This is a genomic window from Mycobacterium sp. GA-1841 (assembly GCF_001954135.1).
GTDB lineage: Bacteria > Actinomycetota > Actinomycetes > Mycobacteriales > Mycobacteriaceae > Mycobacterium.
Genome location: NZ_MBEQ01000036.1, coordinates 1 through 22,454 on the forward strand (window position 1 = coordinate 1; position 22,454 = coordinate 22,454).

General features: G+C 67.5%; 24 protein-coding genes. 12 read left to right on the forward strand and 12 right to left on the reverse strand.

Translation table 11 applies throughout. From position 1 onward, the window contains the following. Positions 1 to 408: 408 nt before the first annotated feature. The 3 genes from A5740_RS09630 to A5740_RS09640 are packed head-to-tail and all read right to left on the reverse strand — an operon-like array spanning position 409 to position 3,601. On the reverse strand, positions 409 to 2,478 hold the full coding sequence (locus tag A5740_RS09630; RefSeq protein ID WP_076193501.1) for an AAA family ATPase: 2,070 nt from the start codon (positions 2,476 to 2,478) through the stop codon (positions 409 to 411). Positions 2,479 to 2,488: 10 nt separating this feature from the next. Then, complete coding sequence (locus A5740_RS09635; RefSeq protein ID WP_076193502.1) at positions 2,489 to 2,878, reverse strand: STAS domain-containing protein; 390 nt, start codon at positions 2,876 to 2,878, stop codon at positions 2,489 to 2,491. Positions 2,879 to 2,911: 33 nt separating this feature from the next. Further along, positions 2,912 to 3,601: a TetR/AcrR family transcriptional regulator gene (locus A5740_RS09640; RefSeq protein ID WP_175616206.1), complete on the reverse strand. Its 690-nt coding sequence runs from the start codon at positions 3,599 to 3,601 to the stop codon at positions 2,912 to 2,914. Positions 3,602 to 3,706: 105 nt separating this feature from the next. On the opposite strand from A5740_RS09640, the gene A5740_RS09645 reads away from it, so the two are divergent. The 4 genes from A5740_RS09645 (at position 3,707) to A5740_RS09660 (ending at position 8,116) form a co-directional block, all read left to right on the forward strand. Continuing rightward, positions 3,707 to 4,267 (forward strand): TIGR00730 family Rossman fold protein, encoded by a 561-nt coding sequence (locus tag A5740_RS09645; RefSeq protein ID WP_076193531.1) that lies wholly within the window; start codon positions 3,707 to 3,709, stop codon positions 4,265 to 4,267. Between the two features lie 83 nt (positions 4,268 to 4,350). Then, positions 4,351 to 6,129, forward strand: coding sequence for a long-chain-acyl-CoA synthetase FadD6 (gene fadD6, locus A5740_RS09650; protein WP_076193505.1), 1,779 nt, complete (start codon positions 4,351 to 4,353; stop codon positions 6,127 to 6,129). 143 nt (positions 6,130 to 6,272) lie between these two features. After that, positions 6,273 to 7,169 carry a dihydropteroate synthase gene (gene folP / locus A5740_RS09655; RefSeq protein WP_175616207.1) on the forward strand — a complete coding sequence of 299 codons (897 nt, stop codon included), beginning with the start codon at positions 6,273 to 6,275 and terminating at the stop codon, positions 7,167 to 7,169. Beyond that, the gene (locus A5740_RS09660) at positions 7,166 to 8,116 is read left to right on the forward strand and encodes a glucosyl-3-phosphoglycerate synthase (RefSeq protein WP_076193508.1); all 951 of its coding nucleotides are present in this window, start codon (positions 7,166 to 7,168) and stop codon (positions 8,114 to 8,116) included. The genes folP and A5740_RS09660 overlap by 4 nt, the downstream gene beginning before the upstream one ends. Positions 8,117 to 8,119: 3 nt before the next feature. Here the strand turns inward: A5740_RS09660 and A5740_RS09665 are convergent, their stop codons facing one another. Continuing rightward, positions 8,120 to 8,692 (reverse strand): PepSY domain-containing protein, encoded by a 573-nt coding sequence (locus A5740_RS09665; protein ID WP_076193510.1) that lies wholly within the window; start codon positions 8,690 to 8,692, stop codon positions 8,120 to 8,122. Positions 8,693 to 8,851: 159 nt separating this feature from the next. Here A5740_RS09665 and A5740_RS09670 point away from each other — a divergent pair, with 159 nt between their 5' ends. The 3 genes from A5740_RS09670 (at position 8,852) to A5740_RS09680 (ending at position 10,219) form a co-directional block, all read left to right on the forward strand. Beyond that, positions 8,852 to 9,244, forward strand: coding sequence for a DivIVA domain-containing protein (locus A5740_RS09670; protein ID WP_076193533.1), 393 nt, complete (start codon positions 8,852 to 8,854; stop codon positions 9,242 to 9,244). 68 nt (positions 9,245 to 9,312) lie between these two features. Further along, entirely contained in the window at positions 9,313 to 9,888 is a 576-nt protein-coding gene (locus tag A5740_RS09675) for a DNA-3-methyladenine glycosylase I (protein ID WP_076193535.1), read from the forward strand. A 163-nt stretch (positions 9,889 to 10,051) separates the two neighbouring features. Next, positions 10,052 to 10,219, forward strand: coding sequence for a DUF3117 domain-containing protein (locus A5740_RS09680; protein WP_003885506.1), 168 nt, complete (start codon positions 10,052 to 10,054; stop codon positions 10,217 to 10,219). A gap of 20 nt (positions 10,220 to 10,239) precedes the next feature. On the opposite strand, the gene glgA is transcribed toward A5740_RS09680, so the two are convergent. Continuing rightward, a complete protein-coding gene (gene glgA / locus A5740_RS09685) occupies positions 10,240 to 11,412 on the reverse strand; it encodes a glycogen synthase (RefSeq protein ID WP_076193511.1) in 1,173 nt (390 codons plus the stop codon). A gap of 101 nt (positions 11,413 to 11,513) precedes the next feature. On the opposite strand from glgA, the gene glgC reads away from it, so the two are divergent. Then, positions 11,514 to 12,728, forward strand: a complete 1,215-nt coding sequence (gene glgC, locus A5740_RS09690; RefSeq protein WP_076193513.1) for a glucose-1-phosphate adenylyltransferase — start codon at positions 11,514 to 11,516, stop codon at positions 12,726 to 12,728. Between the two features lie 14 nt (positions 12,729 to 12,742). On the opposite strand, the gene A5740_RS09695 is transcribed toward glgC, so the two are convergent. The 6 genes from A5740_RS09695 to A5740_RS09720 form a co-directional block, all read right to left on the reverse strand. Beyond that, complete coding sequence (locus A5740_RS09695) at positions 12,743 to 13,387, reverse strand: DUF4126 domain-containing protein (protein ID WP_139335046.1); 645 nt, start codon at positions 13,385 to 13,387, stop codon at positions 12,743 to 12,745. A gap of 55 nt (positions 13,388 to 13,442) precedes the next feature. Further along, positions 13,443 to 14,117, reverse strand: coding sequence for an isoprenylcysteine carboxylmethyltransferase family protein (locus tag A5740_RS09700; RefSeq protein WP_076193515.1), 675 nt, complete (start codon positions 14,115 to 14,117; stop codon positions 13,443 to 13,445). A 21-nt stretch (positions 14,118 to 14,138) separates the two neighbouring features. Further along, positions 14,139 to 15,716: an ABC transporter permease gene (locus A5740_RS09705; RefSeq protein WP_076193516.1), complete on the reverse strand. Its 1,578-nt coding sequence runs from the start codon at positions 15,714 to 15,716 to the stop codon at positions 14,139 to 14,141. After that, a complete protein-coding gene (locus tag A5740_RS09710) occupies positions 15,713 to 16,612 on the reverse strand; it encodes an ABC transporter ATP-binding protein (protein ID WP_076193518.1) in 900 nt (299 codons plus the stop codon). The genes A5740_RS09705 and A5740_RS09710 overlap by 4 nt, the downstream gene beginning before the upstream one ends. Next, positions 16,609 to 17,277, reverse strand: coding sequence for a TetR/AcrR family transcriptional regulator (locus A5740_RS09715; protein ID WP_076193520.1), 669 nt, complete (start codon positions 17,275 to 17,277; stop codon positions 16,609 to 16,611). The genes A5740_RS09710 and A5740_RS09715 overlap by 4 nt, the downstream gene beginning before the upstream one ends. A 93-nt stretch (positions 17,278 to 17,370) precedes the next feature. Next, the gene (locus A5740_RS09720; protein WP_076193521.1) at positions 17,371 to 18,015 is read right to left on the reverse strand and encodes an O-methyltransferase; all 645 of its coding nucleotides are present in this window, start codon (positions 18,013 to 18,015) and stop codon (positions 17,371 to 17,373) included. Between the two features lie 176 nt (positions 18,016 to 18,191). Here A5740_RS09720 and sigE point away from each other — a divergent pair, with 176 nt between their 5' ends. From sigE to tatB, 4 genes are all read left to right on the forward strand, one after another. Beyond that, on the forward strand, positions 18,192 to 18,983 hold the full coding sequence (sigE, locus tag A5740_RS09725; protein WP_076193523.1) for an RNA polymerase sigma factor SigE: 792 nt from the start codon (positions 18,192 to 18,194) through the stop codon (positions 18,981 to 18,983). Positions 18,984 to 19,061: 78 nt separating this feature from the next. Then, positions 19,062 to 19,460 (forward strand): anti-sigma E factor RseA, encoded by a 399-nt coding sequence (rseA, locus tag A5740_RS09730; protein WP_076193525.1) that lies wholly within the window; start codon positions 19,062 to 19,064, stop codon positions 19,458 to 19,460. A 74-nt stretch (positions 19,461 to 19,534) separates the two neighbouring features. Beyond that, a complete protein-coding gene (locus A5740_RS09735) occupies positions 19,535 to 21,031 on the forward strand; it encodes a S1C family serine protease (RefSeq protein WP_076193527.1) in 1,497 nt (498 codons plus the stop codon). A gap of 2 nt (positions 21,032 to 21,033) precedes the next feature. Further along, positions 21,034 to 21,441, forward strand: a complete 408-nt coding sequence (gene tatB / locus A5740_RS09740; RefSeq protein WP_076193528.1) for a Sec-independent protein translocase protein TatB — start codon at positions 21,034 to 21,036, stop codon at positions 21,439 to 21,441. Positions 21,442 to 21,467: 26 nt separating this feature from the next. Here the strand turns inward: tatB and A5740_RS09745 are convergent. Beyond that, positions 21,468 to 22,454 (reverse strand): Mrp/NBP35 family ATP-binding protein (locus A5740_RS09745; RefSeq protein WP_076193530.1); only part of this gene is annotated, 987 nt, incomplete at its 5' end.

Consider the following 22,454-nt stretch of genomic DNA (forward strand, 5'->3'; position numbering starts at 1 on the left):
CCGTCGGCGCGGCGTGGCGCGGGGCGGAAGGGTTGACGATCTGCCCGGCTGCGCGCGACTTTTCAGCGACAATCGCCCCATAGACATCAGGGGCATCGTTCGTCACGAAGACATTGATTACTCCCGCCACTCGAGGTGACAAATGCCCCAGCTGTCACGGATTTGGCGTTGTCCAGCCATCAGCGACAGAGTCGCTCGCATGCGGGCACTGGACTGCTGATGCCTATGAGGCCAGTGATACACAAGTGTCAAAATCGCCGAGCGACAATGGGATTGCTGAGGCGCAACGGTACCAGTGTGGCGATTGTCGCTGAAAAGTCGCGCGCAGCCGGGCACACCGGATACCTGGCCGAAAGCTGTGACCGATGTAGCGAAAGTGCCGTGTCACCATGCATGAACCGAGCTCACTCACTCGGCCTGACGCGCAGCATCCTCAGCCGCAGACAGCATCCCGATGTCTCGATAGCGTCCCGCCACGTCTTGCAGACCTGCGACGTCCCCGGCCGCCAAGGCGCGCGCGTGGGCCGTGGTCACCTGACCGAACATGCACTCCGTATCCACCCGGGCGAGAGTATCGACGGCGCGGGTGTCCCCCAGTCGGACACTGTCGTGCAGGGTGCGCAGCATCACCGTGGACTGACCGCCCCGCTCGGCAGTCTTGGTGGCCTCGCGTGCCGCGGCTACCGCGGCCACTGAATCGTTACGGGCAAAACAGGTCCAGGCTCGGGCCAAAGCCAGCTCCGGCGCGAACAACATCGACTTGAGCCCGTGCCGGGATTCCGCCCGCGACAAGGCTTTCGCAGCCTCCATCGGCATCCCGCGTTGACCGAACGCCTGCGCCAACAACATCCACGCCAGTGGCCCCCACGAGTAGCCGGTGGGCGCCAACGCGGTAGTTGCCTTGCGCAGCAAGGTGATCGCGTCGTCGAGTTGCCCGCGGACCAACAACACGTCGGCCATCAGCACCTCGCCGATGGCGCGGCCCGGTTGGAGGAGCTGGGTGAAATCGGTGAGGGTCCGCGCCAGGCCCCAGGCCTTCGAGAGGTCACCGGCCATCAGCAACGCCGTCGTCTGCCCGAAGCCGCTGGTGAACCGCAACAGCCCCGGATGCCCGGCCGCGAGCGCACGCTGAGCCAGGTCGTCGACCCGGTCCAAATCTCCGATCCGCGCGCAACTGAGGGCCGCCGTCGACCCCGCCCACCCGACCGCGGTGTCATCGGCGTGGGGGGAGTCCAACACCTCCTGCGCCAGGCCCAAAGACCGTTGCGGCGCACCGGCATTCATCGCGAACGTCGCCGCCAACGCGTCGAGGGTGGTCTGTGCGCTCGGCGTCGTCACGCGTCGGCGCGTGGCCCGTAGGAACGCCGTGGCGCGTTCGGGCTCGGACAACATCCAGAACTGGTTGGCCGCCTGCGGCAAGGCCCACGCCATCAGCTGGTCTTCGTCCAGGCCGGCCGGATCGATCTGCCCCAACACCGCGTCGGCTTCCCGGCCGCGTCCCTGCCACGCCAACGCGTAGGCCAAGGGCAGCAGCCCAGCGAAACCGGCGCCGGAATCCACTGCGGCGCGGGCCAACCGCTCGCTCAACTCGAGATCGCCCAACCGCAACGCTTCGCCGGCGGCTCCGACAAGCTCGTCGGTGGGCAGGGACACGTCGCTGTCCAGGGACAGCACCGCCACCCGCAGCCGGTCCACCACGCCGGGACGCGGCCCAGCGGCCAGTCGCACGACCACGGCGTTGCGCAGCCGTCGCAGATCAGGCCCGCCGACGGCGGTCCGGACGGCACGGAGGAACAGCGGATGCACGCACCGCACCTGACGTCCCTCGACGCGGGCCACACCGCATCGCTGCGCCTCGTGCACGCCGTCCGTAGCGGTCAGCGCGGTGACGTCGGAGACCGCCAGCGGTTCGTGCACCGCCAATTGGCGTAACACGTCCAGCGCGGTTTCCGGAACGTCCGCCAAAAAGGCGGCCACTTGATCGGCCAGCCGGGCGTCGTCATGACCCGGCGGTGACATGTCGACGCGCTGCACCAGCCCGTCGACCCACAGTGCCGCCACGGCCTCGGGTGCGTCGGCGGATGCGGTGACGATGAGTTTGGCGGCTCCGCTGACGGCGAGTTGGTGCACCAGGGCCGCGGACAGTCGGTCCAGCAGGTGCGCGTCGTCGACGACCACTAACAGCTCGGACCCGAGCGCCTCACGCGCGGCCCGCAACACGTCGGCGGTTCGGCCCGCGGCCGGGATCTCGATCAGGTGGTCCACCGCGGCAAACGGCACTGCCGCAGTCGATTCCGTACCCGTGATCCACACGACCCGGCGAAAATCCGGTCCGAGGTGCTCGGCCGCGGTACGGGCCACCGAAGTCTTGCCCACCCCGGCGGGCCCGAGCAGGGCCGCGCCGCCGCATTCGTGCAGGCCCGCCTCCAAGCCGTCGAGAACGCGGTCACGCGGTGCGATCACCCAATCGACAGCCATCCACCGAATCCTATGGCGGGCCGCCACCGTTCAACGCGGAATCGAGATCCGGGTACGCCGAGATCGCGTCGTCCAAGCCGCATTCGGAGATGACTCGCCTGATGCTCGGCTGGCCGATGGCCAGCCGCACCGTGACTCCGCGTTGGCGGCAGTCGACGGCCTGCTTGGCCAGTGCGAGCAGCGCTCCACAACTCATGAAGTCCAGCGATCCGCCGTCGACGACGAGCATCGAGGACTCGGGCGCGGCGTCGGCCTGCTCGGCGAGCATGCGTTGCCAGGTCGACTCGTTGTGGGCATCGACCTGCCCGAAGACCTGCACGATGAGGCCCTCGGGAGCGGTGTGAGCTGTCCAGTGCAGCTCGTGATTCTGCTGGTTCGATTCCACGATGAGACCGAGCATACCGATCTTGGTTTACGTTGTAAACGCGGCCGCTCAGCGTCCGTCCAGCCAGGTTTCGATGCGGTCGAGTAGGGCTTCCAGAGCCTCTTCGAACTCGTCGGCGCTGTGATCCTCGGCCAGCATCGGTTGCAGGCGCCGTAGGTTCGGATAGTCCGCCAGCGACGTATCCGGGCGCGGCTCGTTGCTCAGCGTCGACTCGTCGGGGCTGAGCTTCACGCCGCGGGCAGACACCTCCAGCAGCAGTTCGCCGACCAGAAACGTGGTGTAGGTCCGGTATGCCGACACGGCCGCGGTATCGCTGAAGCCGTAGGCGAGCAACGTCTCCAGGAACGTTTCCATCCAGCGCAGGCTGCGCAGCGGCGGCCGCACCCAGGGCGCCTCCGGAGCCTCGGTTGCCACCAACGGGAACACCTCGGGATGTTCCAGGGCGATCTGGCGCACCCCGTGAGCCAGCCGCAACAAGAAGTCCTGCCACCCGTCCTCCTGCCGACGCGCGGCCAGTTGATCGGCGTACAGACGATCCACGATGTGGTTGACGACGCCGGTCAACAGATCACCACGGCTGTGCACGTAGCGGTACAGCGCCATGGCCTCCACCCCGCAGGCGGTGCCCAGTCGTCGCATGGTCAACTTCGCCAGGCCGTCACGATCGATCAACCCGATCGCGGTGTCCAGGATGAACTCGCGGCTCAGCCGAGATTGCTGATCGTCGACACTTGTCACCTGGGATCGCCCTTCCACGTTCGCTCCAGTGTCGCCTGCGTCACCGCCTCCCGTCCATCGACCTCCGGACACCGATGGTTCACCAGCACCCTCTACGTTGTGTACGTGTCCGGTGAAACTGACCGCCAGTGGGCGGTGTGCGTCTATTGCGCTTCGGGTCCCACCCATCCTGAGCTGCTGGCATTGGCCAGCGAGGTCGGGGTCGCGATCGCCAAGCGCGGCTGGACTCTGGTCTCCGGGGGCGGCAACGTCTCGGCGATGGGTGCGGTGGCCCGGGCAGCACGCTCGGGCAACGGCCGTACCGTCGGCGTCATCCCCAAGGCGCTGGTGCACCGCGAACTCGCTGATGTCGACGCCGAAGAACTCGTCGTCACCGACACCATGCGTGAACGCAAGAAGGTGATGGAGGACCGCTCCGACGCGTTCATCGCGCTGCCCGGCGGGATCGGCACACTCGAAGAGTTCTTCGAAGCCTGGACCGCAGGTTATCTGGGCATGCACGACAAGCCCCTGGTGCTGCTGGATCCGTTCGGCCACTACGACGGATTGTTGAACTGGCTGCGCGGACTCGTCGACTCCGGTTATGTGAGTGCCGGGGCTCTGGAGCGGTTGGTGGTCGTCGACGAGGTCGCCGCCGCGCTCGACGTCTGCGCACCGGTTACATAGAACCGCCGGTAACGGCCGTAACCGGCGCGGTTTAAGGTGTTGGCCACACGAGCGGCCCACGACAATGCGCAGGGGGACACGGCATGACCGACCAGAAATCTGGCACCAGGAGCAGCGTCGGTCTACTCGACCTTGCCGGCCAGGTACCCGGTCTGCTGATGGATGCGCCGGTCATCGTGCGGGGTGTGCTCACCGGGATGATGGCCCGGCCGACGGCCAAGACCTCGATCGGCAAGGTGTTCCAGGAGCGGGCCGCCCAATACGCCGACCGGGTTTTCCTCAAGTTCGGTGACGAGCGGATCACCTACCGCGAAGCCAACGAGACGGTCAACCGCTATGCCGCCGTACTGGCCGCCAAAGGCGTCGGCCACGGCGACGTGGTCGGGGTGATGCTGCGCAACTCGCCTGACGCGGTGCAGTTGATGCTGGCGATCGTCAAATGCGGTGCCGTGGCCGGCATGCTCAACTACCACCAGCGCGGCAAGGTGCTCGCCCACAGCATCGGGTTGCTCGACGCCACGGCCGTGATCGCCGAGACGGACCTGATCGAGCACGTCACCGAATGCGGTGCCGAGGCCAACGGGTTGATGACGGTCGACGAGCTGCGCCGGCTGGCCGCCACCGCGCCGACCACCAACCCGGCCAGCACATCGGCCGTCCTCGCCAAGGACAAGGCTTTCTACATCTTCACCTCGGGCACCACCGGCATGCCCAAGGCCAGCGTCATGACGCACTACCGCTGGCTGCGGGCGCTGGCCGGATTCGGCGGGTTGGGGCTGCGGCTGCACAGCGATGACACGCTGTACTGCTGCTTGCCGCTGTACCACAACAATGCGCTGACGGTCTCCGTCGGTTCGGCGCTGAATTCCGGTGCCGCACTGGCGCTGGGCAAGTCGTTCTCGGCGTCGCGGTTCTGGGACGAGGTCATCTCCTACGACGCCACCGCGTTCGTCTACATCGGTGAGATCTGCGGCTACCTGCTCAACCAGCCGCCCAAGCCGACCGACCGCGCACACAAGGTCCGCGTGATCGTCGGCAACGGGCTGCGCCCGGCCATCTGGGACGAGTTCACCCAACGGTTCGGCATCGACAGGGTGTGCGAGTTCTACGCCGCCAGCGAGGGCAACACCGCCTTCGTCAACGTCTTCAACGTCTCGAAGTCCACCGGCATCTGCCCGAGTCCCGTCGCGTTCGTCGAATACGACGCCGACAGCGGTGAACCCGCCCGCGGCGCCGACGGCCGGCTACGCAAGGTCAAGCGCGGCGAACCGGGCCTGATGCTTTCCAAGATCAGCGCACTGCAGCCGTTCGACGGCTACACCGACAAGTCGGCGACCGAGAAGAAGCTCGTGCGCAACGCGTTCAAAGAGGGCGACGTCTGGTTCAACACCGGTGACCTGATGCGTTCGCAGGGATTCGGGCACGCCGCATTCGCCGACCGGCTCGGCGACACGTTCCGGTGGAAGGGCGAGAACGTGGCCACCACCGAGGTGGAGGCCGCCGTCGCCAGCAATCCGCTGATCGAGGAGTGCACGGTGTTCGGCGTGGAGGTGCCCGGCGCCGGTGGCCGGGCCGGGATGGCCGCGGTGCAGCTCAAGGATGGCAAAGAGTTCGACGGCAAGGCCTTGGCCGACGCCTTCTACGGGCATCTGCCCGGTTACGCCGTGCCGCTGTTCATTCGCGTCGTCCCCGAGTTGGCCCACACCTCGACGTTCAAGAGCCAGAAGGTCGACCTGCGCAAGCAGGGCTACGGCTCTGACATCGAGGATCCGCTGTACGTGCTGGCCGGCCGGGACGAGGGCTATGTGCCGTTCTATGCCGAATACCCCGACGAAGTGACGGCGGGCAAGCGGCCCAAGTAAGCCGAAGTAACGCGTGCGCGCCGCTTGGCCGGTCGGTTGCCGGTTTCTACCTCAGGGTTGCGGACCGCGTCGGATCGCGACCAAGAGGTAGAAAACGGCGGGGGATGAGCCGCCGGGCCGCGACGGATGCCGCACCAGGCACTATGGAGGGCGTGTTGTCGACGTGCAATGGCCAGTTCTGTGGGCGCCCCGTCGCGAATGACCGCGCGTTGATCATGGCGATCGTCAACCGCACCCCGGACTCGTTCTACGACCGCGGCGCCACCTTCACCGACGAGGCCGCCAAGAGCGCGGCCGCGCGGGTGATCGACGAGGGTGCCGACGTGATCGACGTGGGCGGGGTCAAGGCAGGGCCGGGCAGCGCCGTCGACGCCGACGAGGAGATCGCCCGCGTCGTCCCGTTCATCGAATGGCTGCGCGCCACCTACCCCGACCAGCTGATCAGCGTCGACACCTGGCGCGCAACCGTGGCCAAGCAGGCGTGCGCGGCCGGCGCCGACCTCATCAACGACACCTGGGCGGGTGCCGATCCGGGCCTGCCGGAAGTGGCGGCCGAATTCGGCGCCGGCCTGGTCTGCTCACACACCGGCGGCGCGGTGCCGCGCACCCGGCCGTTCCGGGTGAACTACGGGATCACCGAACGCGGCGTCGTCGACGACGTCATCGCCGAGGTGACCGCGGCGGCCGAGCGGGCGGTAGCAACAGGCGTGCCACGCGACCGGATCCTCATCGATCCCACCCATGATTTCGGTAAAAACACTCATCACGGTCTTAGTTTGTTGCGTCACGTAAAAGATCTTGTTAAGACCGGATGGCCAGTCCTGATGGCGCTGAGCAACAAGGATTTTGTCGGGGAGACTCTAGGTGTGGATCTGACCGAACGCCTGGAGGGCACCCTCGCCGCGACGGCACTGGCCGCCGCGGATGGAGCCGCCATGTTCCGGGTACACGAGGTCGGACCCACACGGCGCGTGCTGGAGATGGTCGCGTCGATCCAGGGAGTGCGGGTACCCGCACGAACAGTGAGGGGGTTGGCATGACCGCTCTACCTGATCTGTCCGTCGCCGACGGCGTCGTCGGCCACCGCTGGCTGACCGACCACAGCTGGAACCGGCCGAGCTGGACCATCGCCGAGCTGGAGGCCGCCAAGGCCGGCCGCACGGTTTCTGTGGTGCTGCCCGCGCTCAACGAGGAAGAGACCGTCGCCTCGGTGGTCCAGACCATCACCCCACTGCTGGGCGGGCTGATCGACGAGCTGATCGTGCTCGATTCGGGGTCCACCGACGACACCGAGATCCGGGCCGTCGCCGCCGGGGCGCGGGTGGTCAGCCGGGAGGCGGCACTTCCCGAGGTCGCGCCGCAACCAGGTAAGGGTGAGGTGCTGTGGCGGTCGCTGGCCGCCACGACCGGCGACATCATCGCGTTCGTCGACTCCGATCTGATCGATCCCGATCCCATGTTCGTCCCGAAGCTTCTGGGCCCACTGCTCACTGCTGACGGCGTGCATCTGGTCAAGGGGTTCTACCGGCGGCCGCTGAAGGTCAGCGGTGCCGAGGACGCCAACGGCGGCGGCCGGGTCACCGAGCTGGTGGCACGTCCGCTCCTGGCGTCGTTGCGGCCCGAACTCAACTGCGTGCTGCAGCCGCTCGGCGGCGAATACGCCGGCACCCGTGAACTGCTCACCTCGGTGCCCTTCGCGCCCGGCTACGGCGTGGAGATCGGCCTGCTGGTCGACACCTACGACCGGCTCGGTCTGGACGCCATCGCCCAGGTGAACCTGGGCGTACGGGCGCACCGCAACCGTCCGCTGACCGAGCTGGCCTCGATGAGCCGACAGGTCATCGCGACGTTGTTGTCCCGCTGCGGGATCGCCGATTCGGGGGTGGGGCTGACGCAGTTCTACGCCGACGGTGACGACTTCACGCCACGGGTGTCCCCGGTGTCGCTGGCCGACCGGCCGCCCATGGTGACCCTGAGCCCGCGCTGACGGTCAATTCCGGGCGACGACGTCGCCTGTTGCGGCGTCGACACTGACCTCGTGAAGAGCGTTCGCGGAGTCGACGACGTCGGCTTCCCACACCACCGTGCCGCCATCGCGGTCATCCAGATTCAACTCGGTGATCCGGCCGTCGACCGCCTTGGTGATCGCGTCGACCGCCGCGCGGTGGTCGAGTTTGGCCGCCTGAAGACGGCTCCGGTGCTTGGCGACGTCCTTGGGATCTTCCGGTTTCGCGACAGGGCTGTTCAGGACGGTGGCACCATCCGCGGACACTTCGGCTTCGTGCTCGATGCCATCGGGGGTCACGACCTGAACCTCCCATTGCGTGTTGTCGCGCTCGCTTTCGACCGAGATCACAGTGCTGTCGGGAACGGTACCGCGGACCGTTTCGGCGGCGGCCAGCAGCGCGGTGTTGCCGGTGGGGGCGGCCGCACCGGTCCCGCCCGGTTCTACCGGGCTCGACGCGGTCGAGGACTGGCCGCCGCCACAAGCGACGACTGCTGCCATCACCGTCGCGGCTCCGGCGATGCGCACAAGGTCAGCCGGTGTGTTGTTGCCGAGCATGGGTTCACCTTTCGCTGGGAGGAACGTGACGACCCTTGGCGGCGTATACCCACATGAACCGTCAACTGCTCGGCGAGGTCGTGCCGGATCTCGTCGGTGGCGTCGTGGATAGTGGACCCTGATGGACTCGAATCCCTACGTGATTGCGCGGTGTGTGCGGTGACACTGATACTGCTCTACCTGGTGGTGCTGGTTCTGGTGGCCACGGTGCTGTTCGGGCTGGGCAGCGTCCTCTTCGGTCGGGGCGAAACCCTGCCGCCGCTTCCACGCGGTACCACCGCGACGGTGCTGCCCGCCTCGGGCGTCACCGGCGCCGATGTGGATGCGCTCAAGTTCGCCCAGGTCCTGCGCGGATACAAGACCAGTGAGGTGGACTGGGTGCTGGATCGCCTGGGCCGCGAACTGGACGCGGTGCGCGGAGAGCTGGCGGCGGTGCGCGCCGCCTACGGCGTGCCAGAGGACTTCGACGCCGACGACGACCTCGACGATTTGGGCGACGACGAAGAAGTTTCGGCCACCGCCGGCGAGATCCGCACCTCGGAGGAGCCGTGACCGACGGTGCCCAAATTGTCGGCACCGCCGACGGCGCCCAAATTGTCGGCACCGCCGACGGCGCCCAAATTGTCGGCACCGCCGACGGCCTGATCCGGTGCGGCTGGGCCGTGCAATCAGGCGACACCCTCTACCGCGACTACCACGACACCGAGTGGGGCCGGCCGTTGCGGGATTCCAGTGCGCTGTTCGAGCGGATCAGCCTGGAGGCCTTCCAGAGCGGGTTGAGCTGGCTGACGATCCTGCGTAAGCGGGAGAACTTCCGCGCCGCGTTCGACGGGTTCGATGCGGCCACCGTGGCCCGCTACACCGACGCCGATGTCGAGCGGTTGATGGCCGATGCCGGGATCGTGCGCAACCGGGCGAAGATCGCCGCGACGATTGCCAACGCCCGGGCCGTCACCGAGCTCGATGTCGATCTGGCCGAACTGTTGTGGTCGTTCGCCCCCGACGCCCGGCCGCGGCCCGCTGACCTGGATCAAGTACCCGCGGTGACCCCGGAATCGACGGCGATGGCCAAGGAACTCAAGCGTCGGGGCTTCAAATTCGTCGGCCCCACCACGGCGTATGCGTTGATGCAGGCCACCGGGATGGTCGACGATCACGTCGCGTCCTGCTGGGTTCCGGCGGTCGATCGAAAGTGACATCAGTCGGCATCCGAAGGGTCTTTGCACAACCACCACCGCGGATAAGGAACAATAGGGGAAGTTCAGTAGCAGTTCAGCGCCGGGTGCCGTCAACGAGTGGACGGCTTCGGCCCCAACCTGGCCCGCTGGCGTGGGTCGGCTCAGTTGGAGGGAGCACTCGATGGCGGCGATGAAGCCCCGGACCGGTGACGGTCCACTGGAAGCAACCAAAGAGGGGCGAGGAATCGTTATGCGAGTACCGCTGGAGGGTGGTGGGCGCCTGGTGGTCGAGTTGACTCCCGACGAGGCCGCCGCGCTCGGCGACGAGCTCAAGGCCGTCACAAGCTGATCGAATCGCAAGGTGTCCGCTCAGGCGGACACCTTGCGGTATATCTCCAGGGTCTGTTCTGCGATGTGCGCCCAGGAGAACTCCGCGATGCACCGTTGGCGTCCGGCTTCGCCGTACTTTCGCGCGGTCTCCGGCTCCGCCACGAGCGAGTTGACCGCGTCGGCCAGCCGCATCTCGAAGAAGCGCGGGTCTGTGGCGACGTAGTGCACCAGAAGCCCGGTCTGCCGGTCGGCGACGACCTCGGGGATGCCGCCGACATCTGAGGCGACCACCGCTGTCGAGCAGGCCATCGCCTCCAGGTTGACGATTCCCAACGGTTCGTACACTGACGGGCACACGAAAACTGTTGCGGCGGATAATATTTCGCGGATCTTGTTGATCGGCAGCATTTCGCGTACCCAGAACACCCCGCTGCGGGCCCGAGCCAGCTCGGCCACCGCTGCCGAGACCTCGGCGGCGATCTCAGGAGTGTCCGGAGCGCCGGCACACAGCACCAACTGCACTTCCGGGCTGAACCGGTGGGCCGCGGCCACCAGGTGCGCCACCCCCTTCTGCCGGGTGATGCGTCCGACGAATGCCACGATCGGCCGGCTCAGATCCACCCCGAGTTCGGCCAGCACCGAATCGCTGTCGGGTGGCGTGGGATACCAGACGCCGGTGTCGATGCCGTTGCGCACCACGTGAACCCGGTCGGGGTCGAGCGCGGGATACGTGCGCAGCACGTCGTCGCGCATGCCGGAACTCACCGCGATCACCGCGTCGGCCGCCTCGATCGCGCTGCGCTCCACCCAGGACGACACCCGGTAGCCCCCGCCGAGCTGCTCGGCCTTCCACGGCCGCAGGGGCTCCAGGGAATGTGCGGTCAGCACGTGGGGGATGCCGTACAGCAGCCCGGTCAGGTGACCGGCCATCCCGGCGTACCAGGTATGCGAGTGCACCACCGTGGCCGGCCGGTCGGGTGTGCCGGCCGCGTTCACCATGTTGAGGTCCGCCGACAGCGTGGACAGGGCGGGATTGGCCCCGCGCAGGGCAGCATCGGGCTGGGCGACGATGGCACCGTCGCGCGGAGCGCCCATGCAGTGCACGTCGACCTCGCAGAGCCGGCGTAGCTGCGCCACGAGTTCGGTGACATGTACCCCGGCACCGCCGTACACCTCGGGTGGATATTCCCGAGTCATCATGGCCACCCGCATATCCGAGACGGTAGTAGGTCGTGGTGGGTACAGCCACACACCGCACACTTGAAGTTGCCATTGGCTGGCCGCCGTCCTGGTTGACGGATAGGTTTGGACCCATGAGGGAGTTGCCACATGTGCTGGGCATCGTTCTGGCCGGGGGAGAGGGAAAACGGCTTTACCCGTTGACCGCTGATCGGGCCAAGCCGGCAGTTCCCTTTGGCGGTGCCTACCGGCTCATCGACTTCGTACTGTCGAACCTGGTGAACGCCCGCTACTTGAGGATCTGCGTTCTGACGCAATACAAATCGCATTCGCTGGACCGTCACATCAGCCAGAACTGGCGGCTGTCGGGCCTGGCCGGTGAGTACATCACCCCGGTTCCGGCTCAGCAGCGGCTCGGGCCGCGGTGGTACACCGGGTCGGCGGATGCGATCTACCAGTCACTCAACCTGATCTACGACGAAGATCCGGACTACATCATCATCTTCGGCGCCGATCACGTGTACCGCATGGACCCCGAACAGATGTTGCGGTTCCACATCGACAGTGGGGCCGGCGCCACTGTCGCCGGGATCCGGGTTCCGCGGGCGGAGGCCAGTGCCTTCGGCTGCATCGACGCCGACGACTCCGGCCGGATCAGAGGGTTTTTGGAGAAGCCGGCCGATCCGCCGGGGACGCCCGACGATCCGGAGCAGACCTTCGTGTCGATGGGCAACTACATCTTCACCACCAAGGTGCTGATCGACGCGATCCGCGCCGACGCCGACGACGGCCACTCCGACCACGACATGGGCGGCGACATCATCCCCCGGCTGGTGGCCGACGGTATGGCAGCGGTCTACGACTTCGACAACAACGAGGTGCCCGGGGCCACCGAACGTGACCACGGCTACTGGCGGGACGTCGGGACCCTGGATGCGTTCTACGACGCACACATGGATCTGGTGTCGGTGCATCCGGTGTTCAACCTGTACAACAAGCGCTGGCCGATCCGCGGCGCGTCGGAGAACCTGGCGCCGGCCAAGTTCGTCAACGGTGGTTCGGCTCAGGAGTCGGTGGTCGGTGCGGGCAGCATCATCTCGGCTGCCTCCGTCCGCAATTCGGTGTTGTCCTCCAACGTCGCGATCGACGACGGCGCGATCGTCGAAGGCAGCGTGCTGATGCCGGGGGTGCGGATCGGCCGGGGCGCGGTGGTGCGGCACGCGATCCTGGACAAGAACGTGGTGGTCGGTCCCGGTGAGATGGTCGGCGTGGATCTCGACAAGGACCGGGAGCGGTTCGCGATCAGCGCGGGCGGCGTCGTCGCCGTCGGCAAGGGCGTCTGGATCTGACGGTCAGGCGGGCGTCACTCCCACGGGTCTACGGCGGCACGTTGCGGGGCGGCGTGGGTGCGCGCCCGGACGCCGACCTTGGCCTCCAGCCGGCGTTGCCGCCAGCGCCAGAGCCGGAAGGCTGCCCAGGCCAGCGCCACCAGCGCGACGAGCACCAAGATCGGTAGCAGTATCGCGACGAAGACCAGGCCCACGCTGGTGACGTCTTCGACCGTGGACAACACCGGCGCCGCCGCCCCCGCGGTGGCGACGTTCGCGGCCGGGCGCACCGTCGACTTGGTCAGCGAGACGACGAGCGCGGTGATGGCGCCGATCGCCACCGGAACCCACTGGCCGGACTGCGCGAAGGCGCCGGGGTCGGTGACCGCGGCGGTCTGCGACGCCGTGCCCGACCCGAACACGATGCCGCCCGCGGTCGGGCGGACGAAGGTCTGGATCGTGTCGTTGACGGTGTCGAGCGCCGGGATCTTGTCGGCGACCACCTCCACGATCAGCAAGACGGCGACGATCGTGATGACCCAGCCGTTCTCCAGCCAGGCCCACCCCGGCGGCAACGCCACCAGCGCGGTGAAGCGCGACAGCAGGCCCAGTGCCAGCAACGGGATGTAGGCGTTCAGACCCGCCGCAGTGGCCAGGCCAAAGCCGGTCAACAGTTCCATCAGTGCAGTATGCGGCGAACTCGGCTCCGGTCGGCGGCACTTCGCCGTTATCCGGCTACCAGACGTAGGGCAACAGCCGGTAGCGCACACGGTCGGTGTAGGCGTCATACCCGGCGAGGTCGGTGCGCAGCAGCCTCTCCTCGTCGACGATGCGTACCGCCAGTACCGGTAACGCCGCGACGGCGATCAGCACACCCCAGTAGGACCCCAGCGCCACCGGCGTGGCCAACATCATCACCAGAGCGCCCAGGTACATCGGGTGGCGCACCAATCCGTACAAACCGGTGGAGACCAACTGCTGATCGTCCTCGACCTGGATGCTGGCGCCGGCGAAGCTGTTCTGGATGACGACGGCTTGGGCGAAGATCAGCGCCGCGCCCACCACGACATTGCCCGCGATGGCGAGTGCCGACGGAACGTGTGACCAACCGAATCGATGGTCGAGCGCACTGACCACGAACAACGCGAACGACGCCACGAAGGTCGCCGAGATGACGATCTTCTGGATCACGCGGGTCTCCGCGGCGGGCCCGGCCTGCATGCGCCGTCGCAGAGCCGCCGGGTTCTTCACCGCCAGATAGCTGCTCGGGCCGATGGTGCAGACGATGAACACGGTGATGAAGACCCACGCCTGCCAATAGTCGAACGTGCCCGCCGGCCAGAACAGGGCGAGTCCGAGGGCGACAAGTCCGAACACCGCGGAGGCCAGGGTCTGTAGTGCAATCTTCATCGTTCCTCCTCGTTGGCAGGGTTAACCGCAGACGTCCCGGCGGCGATACAACGCCCCCGCGATCACCGCCAACACGGTTGCCGCCATGACCATTACGGCCAAGGCCGGACCGGGAAACTGGCTCGGCACGTTGGTCTGACCCACCGGCGACAGGTCGAGCAGCCACCGAGGCAGCCGCAGCAGCGCCCCGAGGTACAGGGCGGTGATCACGAAGGTCACTGCGATCCAGGCGAGCCACGGCAGGCGTAGGGCCACGGCCAGCGCCGCGATCGTGGTCATCACCGCCATCGCGGGGAGATACGCCAGGGCGGCCAGCGTGAGGCGGATGACCGTGCCGGGCTCTCCGAGCGTCAGCCCGGCGCCCAGGCCGTTGCCCAGCCCGGCGACGAACAGCAGTACCGCCGAGCCTGCCAACGCGCAGAGCACCGCGCCCAGCAGCCAGCGTCGGCGAGACACCGCACCGGCCAGTACCGCCTCACCCAACCCGCTTTGTTCGTCGGCGTACACCCGCAGCACCGCCGATACGGCGTAGGCGGTGGCCGCCGCGGCCAGGAACTGGGTCATGGTGGTGTACACGCCGTCGTTGCCCGTCGCGGACAACACCCGGCCGATCACCTCGTTGGTCTTGGCGGCATCGAGCAGCGATTTCGTCATCGAGCCGAACACCAGGCCCGCGGCGAACAATCCCACGGCCCACCCGATCATCTGGCCCCGTTGCAGGGCCAGGTGCAATCGCAAGGGGCCGGTGATGGCGGGCGCGCCGGGATTGTCGCCGCCGGACGCGATCACCCCCGCGTCGTCTTGACGACGGCGCTCCAGCATCGCCGCCGACGCCATCAGTCCGAGGGCCAGCACCACCAGCAACCCGAACGGCCACCAGCGCAGGGCGACGAACGGGCGCATCTGCTGGGCCCAGGCGATGGGGGAGAACCAGCTCAGCACGCTGCCCGAGTTGTCGATCACGTCGCCCACCCCGCGGACCAGTGCGGCCACCGCCAGGACGGCCATCGCCGCACCAGTCGCGGTGCGGGCCTGGCGCAGGAGTTGTGCGGTGACCGCGGCGACGGCACCGAAAACCATTGCCACCCCGGTGATACCGAGACACATCCCCGCGGTGTCGGTCACCGCGAACCCGGTGGAGGCCATCGCCAAGGTCATGGTGAGTGCGAGCACCGCGTTGAGCCCGCCGACCAGGATCAGGGCCGCGGCGGTTCGGGCGTAGCGGCCGACCACCGAGGACAGCACCAATTCGGCTGCGCCGCTCTCCTCTTCGGCGCGGGTGTGCCGGATCACGGTGAGAATGGCCAGGATCGAGGTGGCGACGATGAGGGTGAAGGTCAGCTCGTTGGCCATCATCACCCCGAGGTCGGTCTCGTTGCGACCGAACATCGGGCCGCCGAGCATCGTCCCGGCCGGCGTCTTGAGCAGGTTGACCCGGGACAGTCGCTCCGCTTCTCCGGGGTAGGCCAGTCGAATCGCGCTGGGCGCGTAGACCATCATCAGCGTCAGCACCGCGATCCACACCCCGAGACGCACCCGGTCGCGACGCAGCGCCAACCGCAGCAGCGTCACCGTGCCCGTCAGCGACGAGGTGTTCACCGGGACACGCCCTGATACTCGCGCAGGAACATGTCCTCCAGGGAGGCCGGCGCCACGGTGAGCTCGTCGATACCCAGATCGGTCAGGTGCTCGAGGGCGAACTCCAGATCGCCGCGGTCCACCGAGAACGTGACCGCCCCGTCACGGCTTGCGAAGTCGTGCACGTAGGGGGTGTTCTGCAGGGCCCGGCCGTCGGCGCGGGTGCGCGCGGTGACCTTCGTGCGCATCAGATGCCGCAACTCGGCCAGCGTGCCGGACCGCACCGTGCGCCCGGACCGGATGATCGTCACGTTGTCACACAGCTTTTCGACTTCGGCCAGGATGTGACTCGACAGCAGCACCGCGGCACCTTGCTCGGACACCTCGGCCACGCACTGCTGAAAAGCCTGTTCCATCAACGGATCCAAACCGGAGGTCGGCTCGTCGAGAATATAGAGCTCGGCGTGACAGCTGAATGCCGCGACGATGGCGACCTTCTGGCGGTTGCCCTTCGAGTAGGTGCGGGCCTTTTTGTGCGGGTCGAGTTCGAACCGCTCGATCAGCTCATCTCGGCGCCGGGTGTCTGGTGGGGTGTCTCCTCCGCGCAACCGGCACAGGAAGTCGATGGCCTGCATGCCGGTCAGGTTGGGCCACAGGGTGACATCGCCGGGGACGTAGGCGATCCGGCGGTGCAGTGCGACCGCGTCGCGCCACGGGTCCCCGCCCAACAGGCGCACCGTGCCCCCGTCGGCGCGCAACAAACCCAGAAGCACCCGGATCGTGGTGGATTTGCCCGAGCCGTTGGGCCCGAGAAAGCCGGTGACATCGCCGGGGGACACGGTCAGATCCAGCCCGTCCAGGGCCTTGGTGCGACCGAAAGATTTCGACAGGCCATGGATTTCGACGGAAGGATTCACGCTGGCTCCTCGGTATTGCTGTCGGGGCGGCTGAACGGGACGCCCTCTTCGCGTTGGCGCAGGAATGCCTCGTACATGGTCGAATCGGTCATCAGGCCCTGCGAGTAGATCTCCAGGGCCGGCAGCACCATGTCCTCGCTGTAGTCGTGCAGGACGCGGCGAAGGTCGGTCGGGTCCTCGTGCATCTGCAGGTAGAGCAGGAACGAGCCACCGCCGGAGATCGCCAGAAATCTGGCCCGCGCCTTCGGATCCCGGCTGGGTTTCAGCACGCCGGTGCGCACACCCTCGTCCAGGTACTGCTCGGCGTTGTCGGCCATGGTGTGCCAGAACGTCTTCGCCAGGTCACTGCCGGACTGCATGCTGCGAACCAGATAGGCCATCAGCGGTGCATACGACTCGATCTCGGCCATCTGGGCCAGCCAGGTCGCCGGGTCGCTGCTGTGCATCGTCTCGCTCTTGGCCTCGCGAATCACCTCGGCGACGTGGGCGTCACAGGCCTTGCGCAGGCCTTCCTTGGAGCCGAAGTGGTGGATCACCAGGGCGGCGCTGACTCCGGCGGACTCGGCGATGGTGCGCAACCCCACGCCGAAGCCGTGCTGGCCGTACTGCTCGATCGCGGAGTCGCGAATCTTGGCCGTCGCTGTTCGATCATCGACTGAACGCATGTTTAGTATGCTAAACGCGCGTTCAGTGTGAGGTCAAGGGGATGGCCCGTCAGGAATGCGTAAAGATCACGAAGCCCGGCTCGGCCGAGAAAATCAGTCGCGTGCGGCGGCCAGCAGGCCGTCACCCAACGGAATCAGCACCGGGGTCAGCCGGTCATCCTCGGCGATCAACCGGGCCGCCTCGCGTACCGCGCCGACCTCGGCGTCGTTGGCCGAGGCGTCGCCGGCCCGGCCACCGAGCGCCGCCCGGTGCAGCACGATCGCACCGCCGGGTCGCAGCAGCCGGACTCCCTCGGCCACGAACTGCGGCTGGTCGATCGGTTCGGCGTCGATGAACACCAGGTCATAGGACTCGTCGGCCAGCCGGGTCAGCACCTCCTGGGCCCGGCCGCTGATCAGCCGGGTACGGCCCGGGCCGACCTTGGCCTCGGTGAAGCCCTGCTTGGCGATGCGCTGATGCTCGGGTTCGACGTCGATCGTGGTCAGCACCCCGTCGTCGCTCATCCCCGAAAGCAGCCACAGCCCGCTGACCCCGGCCCCGGTGCCGACCTCGACGACCGCCTTTCCGCCGGTGAGTCGCGCGAGCACGCTCAGCAGTGCCCCGACCGCCGGGGTCACCGCGCCGGCGCCGATGTCGTCGGCGCGCTCGCGTGCGGCCGCGACGATCTCGTCCTCGGAGATCGAGCGTTCGGCGTGCGTGACGATCGCCTCGGCGCGGCTGGGGTTCGAGCTGACCATGCCCGCAGCGTAAGCCAGAGGCTGAGGCCGCCGTTGCGACACGCCCGTGGGTGGTGGCGATCACCATCCGAAAATTCGCTGGTCCCTGCAGGTAACCGGACGTATCGTCGGCATTCTCAGGGAAAGTTCAGATTGCTCATATACCCGCCACACCGGGATCGGGAACGGTATCTCGCATGGAACACCGCGCCCGCTGGCGCACCGCCCAGCACAACCAGGACAGCGATCGGAATAACGACGTCATCGGTCGTGTTGAGGAAAACGAAATCTGTGATCAGGAGGATCCGACGACCACGCACACTGCCGCCTCGAATGCCGCCTCGAACCCCGCCACCCAGGCCGCTCCGGTGTCCATGGCGCATTTAGAGCAGTTCACCGCAGGCGAATGGGTGGAACCGTCCGACGAGTTGACCGGTACCGCGGTGTTCGACGCCACCGGTGACCAGGCCACCATGCCGTCCTGGGATGAGTTGGTGCGCCAACACGCCGACCGGGTCTACCGGCTGGCCTATCGGCTCTCGGGCAATCAGCACGACGCCGAGGACCTGACCCAGGAGACCTTCATCCGGGTGTTCCGCTCGGTGCAGAACTACCAGCCCGGCACGTTCGAGGGCTGGTTGCACCGCATCACCACGAACCTCTTCCTGGACATGGTGCGCCGCCGTGGCCGCATCCGGATGGAAGCGCTGCCCGAGGATTACGACCGGGTGCCCGCCGACGATCCGAACCCCGAGCAGATCTACCACGACTCACGCCTGGGAGCCGACCTGCAGGCCGCCCTGGACTCGTTGGCGCCGGAGTTCCGCGCCGCGGTGGTCCTGTGTGACATCGAGGGCTTGTCCTACGAGGAGATCGGCGCCACGCTGGGTGTGAAGCTCGGCACCGTGCGCAGTCGCATCCACCGCGGTCGGCAGGCTTTGCGCGACTACCTGGCAAAGAACTCGCCGGAAACGGCCAAATCCGCCTGAGTGGTGGTTCGTGTTCTGCGCGTCAGGTCGCGCTACATTCGGGTCAGGACAGTTGGCCGCGGCGAGAGGAGCTGGGTGATGGTCGACCCGGGACACGTGTTCCGTCGCGCATTCTCCTGGTTGCCTGCGCAGTTCGCTTCGCAGAGCGACGCGCCCGTCGGTGCGCCTCGCCAGTTCAGTTCCACCGAACACCTCTCGACCGAGGCCATCGCGGCCTTCGTCGACGGTGAGCTGAGGATGAGCGCGCACCTGCGAGCTGCCCATCACCTCTCCCTGTGTCCGGACTGCGCGGCCGACGTCGACGCCCAGAGTCAGGCGCGCACGGCGTTGCGGGATTCCTGTCCGGTAGCCATTCCGAATTCCCTGCTGGGCCTGTTGTCACAGATCCCGCACCACAGTCCACAGCCTTCCGCTGACGTCGGTGAACAGCCTCGATTGGCTGACGACCCGACGCAGAGTCGGCGCAAGCGCCGGTAGGCTTACCCAAGCGATCAGTGACCGGCGTCGGCCTACCGGCTGGGGCGGGCGCTCTGACAGAGAGTGATACACCGGTGACCAATCAGGACCAGTCCGACGAGAGCGGCCGCCTGGAGCCGCGCCCCGTCGAGCGGCCACCCGTCGACCAGTTGTCGCAGCGCACCTTTGGCCGCCCGAGCGGCGTGGCCGGCTCCTTCCAAGGCGCGGAGAAGTATCAGGACCAGGGCGAGTACGCGCCCAAGGACCAGCCGCCGGATCCCGTGTTGGCCGAAGCGTTCGGTCGTCCGTCCGGCTCGGCGGATCCTCTGCAGCGCCATCCCACCGACGCCGGGGCCCTCGAGGCAGAGCGGGCCGCCGATGACGACGACTTCGACGATCCCTGGCGCGATCCGGGTGCCATCCCGGCGCTGGGCACCCCCGCTCAGGCGCCGGCCGCGCCGGTGGTCGTGGCGGCCCCGGTGGGCAAACTCGGCGCCCGTGAGGTGCTGTTCGGCGGCCGGGTGTCATGGCTGTCGCTGCTGATCCTGTTCCTGGTGGCCGGATTCGTCGCCTTCGTCGGCGGCTGGGTCGGTCAGAAGACCGCGGGCACCGTGCAGGCGTTCACCACCTCGAAGGTGACGCTGGAGACCGGCGATCTGCCCTCCCCGGATGCGGGCCGGTTCGCCACGGTGGCCGCGGCGGTCGAGGATTCGGTGGTGACCATCGAGGCCAAGAGCAAGACCGAGGGCTCGCAGGGCTCCGGCGTCGTCGTCGACGGCAAGGGCTACATCGTCACCAACAACCACGTCATCTCTGACGCCGCCGGCAAACCTGCCGACTACAAGATCACCGTGGTGTTCAACGACGGTTCCGAAGTGCCGGCCAACCTGGTCGGCCGTGATCCCAAGACCGACCTGGCGGTGCTCAAGGTCGACAACGTCGACAACCTCGTGGTGGCCCGGTTGGGGGACTCCGAGAAGTTGCGGGTCGGTGAGGAAGTCATCGCGGCCGGCGCCCCGCTGGGCCTGCGCAGCACGGTCACCCACGGCATCATCAGCGCACTGCACCGCCCGGTGCCGTTGTCGGGCGAAGGCTCCGACACCGACACCGTGATCGACGGCGTGCAGACCGACGCCTCCATCAACCACGGCAACTCCGGCGGTCCGCTGATCAACATGTCGTCTGAGGTGATCGGGATCAACACCGCAGGCAAGTCTCTGTCGGACAGCGCCAGCGGCCTGGGCTTCGCGATCCCGGTGAACGAGGTCAAGCAGGTTGTCGAGACCTTGATCAAGGACGGCAAGGTCGCACATCCGACACTGCTGCTCAGCGCCGTCACAGTGAGCAACAGCGTGGCCTCGGGCGCTCAGGTCCGTAACGTCAACGCCGGCGGGCCGGCCGACAAGGCCGGAATCATGGAAAACGACGTGGTGATCAAGGTGGGTGACCGCGAGGTCGCCGACGCCGACGAGATGGTGGTGGCGGTGCGGCTGCTCAAGATCGGGCAGGAGGCCCCGGTCGAGGTGCTCCGCGACGGCCGCCCCATGACGTTCATGGTCACCCCGATCGGCGACGATCAAAAAGAGCAGTAGCGGTGTTCGCCAACATCGGGTGGGGAGAGATGCTGGTCCTGGTGATCGCCGGTCTGGTGATCCTCGGGCCCGAACGCCTACCCGGTGCGATCCGCTGGACGTCCAACGCCGTGCGACAGGCGCGTGACTACGTCACCGGTGCCACCAGCCAACTGCGCCAGGACTTGGGGCCGGAGTTCGACAACCTGCGCGAACCGCTGGCCGAATTGCAGAAGCTGCGCGGGATGACCCCGCGGGCGGCGATCACGAAACACCTTCTCGACGGCGATGATTCGTTCCTGACGGGCGCTTTCGAGGATCGCAAGGCACCGCAGCAGCCGTCGGTCCCCGGCGACGCTCCCGCCGAGAAGCCGGCCGGCGAGACGACGGCCAAGCCGGCCGGTACGGTGTTCGATCCCGACGCCACCTAGCCGCCGAGCTTCACCCTCGACTGAGTTCAGCGGCGGGTGGTGTCCAGCCCCAGCGACATCCCGGCCAGGCCACGTTTGCGGGCTGACAATCCCTCGGCGATCTTGCGCAGCTCGGCGCCGGCCGGGGAGTCCGGGGCCGACAACACCAGCGGCACCCCGGAATCGCCGGCGGCCACCAGCCCCGGATCGAGCGGGACCTGACCCAGCAGCGGCACGTCGGCGCCCACCGAGCGGGTCAGTGAGTCGGCCACCTGGCGGCCGCCGCCCTCACCGAACAGCTGCATGACCGTGCCGTCGGGCATCGTCAGGCCAGACATGTTCTCCACCACGCCCGCGATGCGCTGACGGGTCTGCAGGGCGATGGCGCCGGCCCGCTCGGCCACCTCGGCGGCGGCCAGCTGCGGCGTGGTGACCACGAGGATCTCCGCGCCCGGGATCAGTTGGGCCACCGAGATCGCCACGTCGCCGGTGCCGGGCGGCAGATCGAGCAGCAGCACGTCCAGATCGCCCCAGTACACGTCGGCCAGGAACTGCTGAAGGGCGCGGTGCAGCATCGGCCCACGCCACACCACAGGCGTGTTGCCCTGGGTGAACATGGCGATCGAGATGACCTTCACGTCATGCGAGACCGGCGGGATGATCATCGAATCCACTTGAGTGGGCCGATCGGTGGTGCCCATCATGCGCGGGACCGAATGGCCGTAGATGTCGGCGTCGAGCAGGCCGACGGTCAGCCCGCGATCGGCCATCGCGGCAGCCAGGTTCACCGTCACGCTGGATTTGCCGACTCCGCCTTTGCCGGAAGCCACCGCGTACACCCGGGTCAGGGAGTTCGGCTGCGCGAAGGGGATCACCGGCTCACGGGAATCGCCGCGGAGCAGTTTGCGCAACTCGGCGCGTTGCTCGTCGTTCATCACGTCGAGGCTGACTTTGACGGCGCCGGTGCCGGGCACGTCGGTGACGGCCGCCTTCACCAGTTCGGCGATCTCGTTTTTCTTCGGGCAGGCCGCGGT

Bases quoted from the DNA above. Each gene is read 5' to 3' on its own strand.
- sigE (WP_076193523.1), top strand. From the start codon at position 18,192: ATGGAACACCGCGCCCGCTGGCGCACCGCCCAGCACAACCAGGACAGC.
- glgC (WP_076193513.1), top strand. From the start codon at position 11,514: ATGAGGGAGTTGCCACATGTGCTGGGCATCGTTCTGGCCGGGGGAGAG.
- A5740_RS09700 (WP_076193515.1), bottom strand. From the start codon at position 14,117: ATGAAGATTGCACTACAGACCCTGGCCTCCGCGGTGTTCGGACTTGTC.
- A5740_RS09635 (WP_076193502.1), bottom strand. From the start codon at position 2,878: ATGCTCGGTCTCATCGTGGAATCGAACCAGCAGAATCACGAGCTGCAC.
- rseA (WP_076193525.1), top strand. From the start codon at position 19,062: ATGGTCGACCCGGGACACGTGTTCCGTCGCGCATTCTCCTGGTTGCCT.
- folP (WP_175616207.1), top strand. From the start codon at position 6,273: ATGGAGGGCGTGTTGTCGACGTGCAATGGCCAGTTCTGTGGGCGCCCC.
- A5740_RS09680 (WP_003885506.1), top strand. From the start codon at position 10,052: ATGGCGGCGATGAAGCCCCGGACCGGTGACGGTCCACTGGAAGCAACC.
- A5740_RS09660 (WP_076193508.1), top strand. From the start codon at position 7,166: ATGACCGCTCTACCTGATCTGTCCGTCGCCGACGGCGTCGTCGGCCAC.
- A5740_RS09720 (WP_076193521.1), bottom strand. From the start codon at position 18,015: ATGGTCAGCTCGAACCCCAGCCGCGCCGAGGCGATCGTCACGCACGCC.
- A5740_RS09630 (WP_076193501.1), bottom strand. From the start codon at position 2,478: ATGGCTGTCGATTGGGTGATCGCACCGCGTGACCGCGTTCTCGACGGC.
- A5740_RS09695 (WP_139335046.1), bottom strand. From the start codon at position 13,387: ATGGAACTGTTGACCGGCTTTGGCCTGGCCACTGCGGCGGGTCTGAAC.
- A5740_RS09665 (WP_076193510.1), bottom strand. From the start codon at position 8,692: ATGCTCGGCAACAACACACCGGCTGACCTTGTGCGCATCGCCGGAGCC.
- A5740_RS09715 (WP_076193520.1), bottom strand. From the start codon at position 17,277: ATGCGTTCAGTCGATGATCGAACAGCGACGGCCAAGATTCGCGACTCC.
- fadD6 (WP_076193505.1), top strand. From the start codon at position 4,351: ATGACCGACCAGAAATCTGGCACCAGGAGCAGCGTCGGTCTACTCGAC.
- glgA (WP_076193511.1), bottom strand. From the start codon at position 11,412: ATGCGGGTGGCCATGATGACTCGGGAATATCCACCCGAGGTGTACGGC.